Below are 4,181 nucleotides of genomic sequence, written 5' to 3'. Positions count from 1 at the left end.
GGTGCGGTGAACGAATGAGCCCGCGGGCTGCTCGCAGCGCCCCTACTGGAGATACGCCGGGGCCCCCACGGGCAACGTAAATCGGAACTGGGCGCCGCCGCCGGGCGCCCGGCCGACGGTGATCGTCCCGCCGTGCGCCTCCACGATGCCTTTCACGATGTACAGCCCCAGTCCCGTCCCGCCGCGCTTGCTGCCCCGCCAGAAGCGGGTGAAGACGCGTCCCATCGACTCCTCCGGAATACCGGGACCCTCGTCGCTCACGGTCACGGCAGTTTCGGCGCCGCCCCGCTCGCGCGGCGAGGAGGAGGGCGCCACACCAATGGTGACGGTTCCCTCGCCGTGCCGCACCGCGTTTTCCAGCAGATTGCTCAGCACCTGGTCGATCTTGTCCGGGTCCGCCCAGCAGTCCGGCAGCGGCTGCTGCACCCGGACCAGGAAGCGGTCCGCGTCCTGGCCCGACGCGACATGGGACTGGATGTGCCGTCCGACGGCCGCGCCGATGTCGACGGGCTGGCGGCGCAGCTCAAGGCGGCCCGAGTCGATGCGGGAGATGTCCAGGAGCTCGGCGATCAACCGGGTGACGCGGTTCGCGTCGGCGTCGACGGTCTCCAGCATCAGCTTCTTCTGGTCGTCGGTGAACCGCTCCCACTTGGCGAGCAGCGTCGCCGTGAAGCCCTTGACGGAGGTGAGGGGCGAGCGCAGCTCGTGGGCGACCGTGGCGATCAGCTCGGCGTGGCTGCGCTCGGTGCGGCGGCGGGCCTCGGTGTCCCGCAGCGAGACGACGACCCTGCGCACCGGACCGGTGCGGTGGGTGCGCAGATAGCGGGCGGAGACCAGCACCTCGCGGCCGCCGGGCAGCAGCAGATTGCGTTCGGGCTGGCCGACGCGGATGGCGAGGCCGCCGTAGGGGTCGGTGAGCTGCCACCAGCGGCGCCCTTCGAGGTCCTCTAAGGGGAGCGCGCGCTCCAGGGGCGCACCGAGGGCTTCGTCGGCGCGGACGGCGGTGATGCGCGCCGCCGCGGCGTTGAAGCAGATGATCCGGCCCGTCTCGTCCGCCACGACGAGCCCGTCGGGCAGTTCGTCCGGGTCGACGCCGAGGTCACCGGGACCGCCGCGGTCCGCGCGGGCACGGACGACGTCCGCTGCCCCCGGTGCTCTGCTCGTGCCGACGCTCATTCCCCGTACCCCGCCTCTCGCACTGCCGGTGCGGGTGGCCTCCCCGCTCAGCGGTCCCCCGTTGTTCGAGCGGAACCGGGAACATTCGAGCGGAACCGAGAACATGGAGGCAGTGGCCGAGAGAGGGGGAGGGTCCCCGAGCCCGTCACACTACTAGCTCGATGTGACGGAGCGGCACCCTCCGGCGGCACGCTGTGCACGGGCGGACGCGTAGAGGCACACGGCGGCGGCCGTGGCGAGGTTGAGGCTCTCGGCCCTGCCGTGGATCGGGACGCGCACCACGGCGTCGGCCAGTGCGCGGGTCTCCTCCGGCAGGCCCCAGGCCTCGTTGCCGAAGACCCAGGCGCTCGGGGTGCCCATGGTGCCCCTGTCGAGCTCGGTGTCGAGGTCGTCCTCGCCCGCGCCGTCGGCGGCGAGAATCCGTACGCCCGCCTCCTTCAGGCCCCGTACGGCCTGCTCCACGGGCACGCCCACGGCGACCGGCAGATGGAACAGCGACCCGACGGAGGCGCGTACGCACTTAGGGTTGTACAGGTCCACGGAGGCGTCGGTGAGGATCACCGCCTCGGCGCCCGCGGCGTCGGCGCAGCGCAGCACGGTTCCCGCGTTGCCGGGGTCGCGTACGTGCGCGAGGACGGCGACCAGCTTCGGCCGCGCCGCCAGGATGTCCGCGAAGGGGGTGTCGAGGAAGCGGCAGACCCCGACGAGCCCCTGGGGCGTCACGGTGGTGGAGATGTCGGCGATGACATCCTCGTCGGCGAGGTGCACCCGGGCCCCGGCGGCGCGGGCCTCCCCCACGATGTCGGCGTACCGCTCGGCGGCGTCCACGGTGGCGAACAGCTCGACGAGCGTCTCCGCGTGCCCGGCGGCCTCCCGCACGGCCTGCGGCCCCTCGGCGAGGAACAGCCGCTCCTTCCCCCGGAAGTTCCGCTTGGCCAGCCGCCGGGCGGCGGACACGCGGGGCGACTTGGGGGAGATCAGCTCAGGAGCGGCAACCATCAAAACTCACCTCAGGTGCAGCGCCCCCGAAAGGGGCGCGGGGAACTGCGCGACAAGCCACAAGAGACCTGCGGACGGCATACGACAGAAGAGGGCGGACGAGTGCCCGAACAGCATCGGACCCGCGGGCCAGCTGGCCCGCGGGTCCGAAATTCACGCTCGGCTCAGCGCAGCGTCAGGCGGCCTTGGGCGCGTTGACGTCCGAAGGCAGAGCCTTCTGCGCGACCTCGACCAGCGCGGCGAACGCGTTCTGGTCGTTGACGGCGAGCTCCGCGAGGATCTTGCGGTCCACCTCGACGTTGGCGGCCTTCAGACCCTGGATGAAGCGGTTGTAGGTGATGCCGTTGGCGCGGGCAGCGGCGTTGATGCGCTGGATCCACAGCTGACGGAAGTCGCCCTTGCGCTTCTTGCGGTCGTTGTAGTTGTAGACCAGGGAGTGGGTGACCTGCTCCTTGGCCTTGCGGTACAGGCGCGAACGCTGGCCGCGGTAGCCGCTGGCCTGCTCGAGGATCGCCCGACGCTTCTTGTGGGCGTTGACTGCCCGCTTGACGCGTGCCACTTGTTAACTCCTTGCAGCGGGGCCGTGGTTGGACTCACACGACCCGATATCGATTGGGTCCCGGTCAGAGCTCAGGCGCGCGGTGCGCGCCCCGGCTCACTTGCCGAGAAGCTTCTTGATCTTCTTGGCGTCGCCCGGGGCCATCTCGGCGTTGCCGGTGAGGCGACGCGTCAGACGGGACGACTTGTGCTCGAGCAGGTGGCGCTTGCCGGCGCGCTCGCGGAGCACCTTGCCGGAGCCGGTGACCTTGAAGCGCTTGCTGGCACCGCTGTGCGACTTGTTCTTCGGCATAGCGCCGTTCTCTCCTCGTCAGTGGCACTCCGATGCCCGGTCGTGAAACCGGGCATCCGGGAGCCATATGTGTCAGTTGGCGATCGCCTGGACTCGCGTCCGGGTGATCAGGCCTCGGCGGGAGCCTCGGCCGGGGCCTCGGCGGGAGCCTCAGCGGGCTCCTCCCCCTCGGCGGAGTTCTGCGAGCGGCCCGGATTGGCCTTCGCGTCCGCCTTGCGGGCCGCCTGGGCCTCACGGGCCTCGGCCATCGCCTCGGTCTTCTTCTTGTGCGGACCGAGAACCATGATCATGTTTCGGCCGTCCTGCTTCGGGTTCGACTCGATGAACCCGAGGTCCTCGACGTCCGAAGCGAGGCGCTGGAGCAGTCGGAAGCCCAGCTCCGGGCGGGACTGCTCGCGACCACGGAACATGATCGTGATCTTGACCTTGTCGCCCTGCTTGAGGAACCGGACGACGTGACCCTTCTTGGTGTCATAGTCGTGCGGGTCGATCTTCGGCCGGAGCTTCATCTCCTTGATGACCGTGTGCGCCTGGTTCTTGCGCGCCTCACGGGCCTTCATGGCCGACTCGTACTTGAACTTCCCGTAGTCCATGAGCTTGCACACGGGCGGACGGGCGTTCGCCGCGACCTCGACCAGGTCAAGGTCGTACTCCTGCGCAAGCTCCAGGGCCTTGGCAAGCGGAACAATCCCGACCTGCTCGCCGCTGGGACCGACAAGTCGCACCTCGGGAACGCGAATCCGGTCGTTGATGCGGGGCTCGGCGCTGATGGATCCTCCTCGGTAGCACCACGCGACCGTCTGGCGGACAGCCGCGTTACGTCTGTTGATATGACCAACCGCACGGAGCCACAAAAAATGCCCCGACCGATCACTGAAGGGGCTCCACGTACTACCGGAGCACCTCCGCGGTGATCGCGGGGCGCGCATCGGGCGACTCCGAAGCCTCGGGGACTTCGGCCGCCTGACCGGTGACCCGCCGCTCCGGGGAGCGGTCAGGTGGGAGATCGGAGCCTCCACTTGTGGGCCGGTACCTCGCGCGTTGGCACACGGGTGTCCGGCCGGTCGTTACACAAGGTTAGCAGGTCCGCCCGGGTGGAGCGAACCCATGGGCCTCCGGCGCCCCGCGMYCRGCCGGTTCCGGGCGCGGCTTATCG

Annotated in this window: 5 protein-coding genes; all 5 read right to left on the bottom strand. The window is 69.9% G+C overall.

Features of this window, described 5'->3' with window-relative positions; translation table 11 throughout:
* Positions 1 to 42: 42 nt before the first annotated feature.
* The 5 genes from AB8Z36_RS32245 to infC all read right to left on the bottom strand — a co-directional run bounded on the left by AB8Z36_RS32245 (position 43) and on the right by infC (position 3,795).
* The gene (locus tag AB8Z36_RS32245) at positions 43 to 1,176 is read right to left on the bottom strand and encodes a sensor histidine kinase (RefSeq protein WP_369216928.1); all 1,134 of its coding nucleotides are present in this window, start codon (positions 1,174 to 1,176) and stop codon (positions 43 to 45) included.
* Positions 1,177 to 1,329: 153 nt separating this feature from the next.
* Positions 1,330 to 2,175, bottom strand: a complete 846-nt coding sequence (locus AB8Z36_RS32240; protein ID WP_369216927.1) for a TrmH family RNA methyltransferase — start codon at positions 2,173 to 2,175, stop codon at positions 1,330 to 1,332.
* Between the two features lie 175 nt (positions 2,176 to 2,350).
* Entirely contained in the window at positions 2,351 to 2,734 is a 384-nt protein-coding gene (gene rplT, locus AB8Z36_RS32235) for a 50S ribosomal protein L20 (RefSeq protein WP_369216926.1), read from the bottom strand.
* A gap of 96 nt (positions 2,735 to 2,830) precedes the next feature.
* Complete coding sequence (gene rpmI, locus AB8Z36_RS32230; RefSeq protein WP_007829094.1) at positions 2,831 to 3,025, bottom strand: 50S ribosomal protein L35; 195 nt, start codon at positions 3,023 to 3,025, stop codon at positions 2,831 to 2,833.
* A 107-nt stretch (positions 3,026 to 3,132) separates the two neighbouring features.
* Positions 3,133 to 3,795 carry a translation initiation factor IF-3 gene (gene infC / locus AB8Z36_RS32225; protein ID WP_150175463.1) on the bottom strand — a complete coding sequence of 221 codons (663 nt, stop codon included), beginning with the start codon at positions 3,793 to 3,795 and terminating at the stop codon, positions 3,133 to 3,135.
* Positions 3,796 to 4,181: the final 386 nt, after the last annotated feature.

It is taken from the genome of Streptomyces flavofungini (genome assembly GCF_041028215.1).
Classification (GTDB): Bacteria; Actinomycetota; Actinomycetes; order Streptomycetales; family Streptomycetaceae; genus Streptomyces; species Streptomyces flavofungini_B.
Note: the sequence above shows the minus strand (reverse complement) of the source record. Positions and strands in the feature narration are given on the sequence as shown.

What these genes read in the sequence shown, in the direction of transcription:
- AB8Z36_RS32245 (WP_369216928.1), bottom strand. Translation starts at nt 1,176, where the DNA reads ATGAGCGTCGGCACGAGCAGAGCACCGGGGGCAGCGGACGTCGTCCGT.
- AB8Z36_RS32240 (WP_369216927.1), bottom strand. Translation starts at nt 2,175, where the DNA reads ATGGTTGCCGCTCCTGAGCTGATCTCCCCCAAGTCGCCCCGCGTGTCC.
- rpmI (WP_007829094.1), bottom strand. Translation starts at nt 3,025, where the DNA reads ATGCCGAAGAACAAGTCGCACAGCGGTGCCAGCAAGCGCTTCAAGGTC.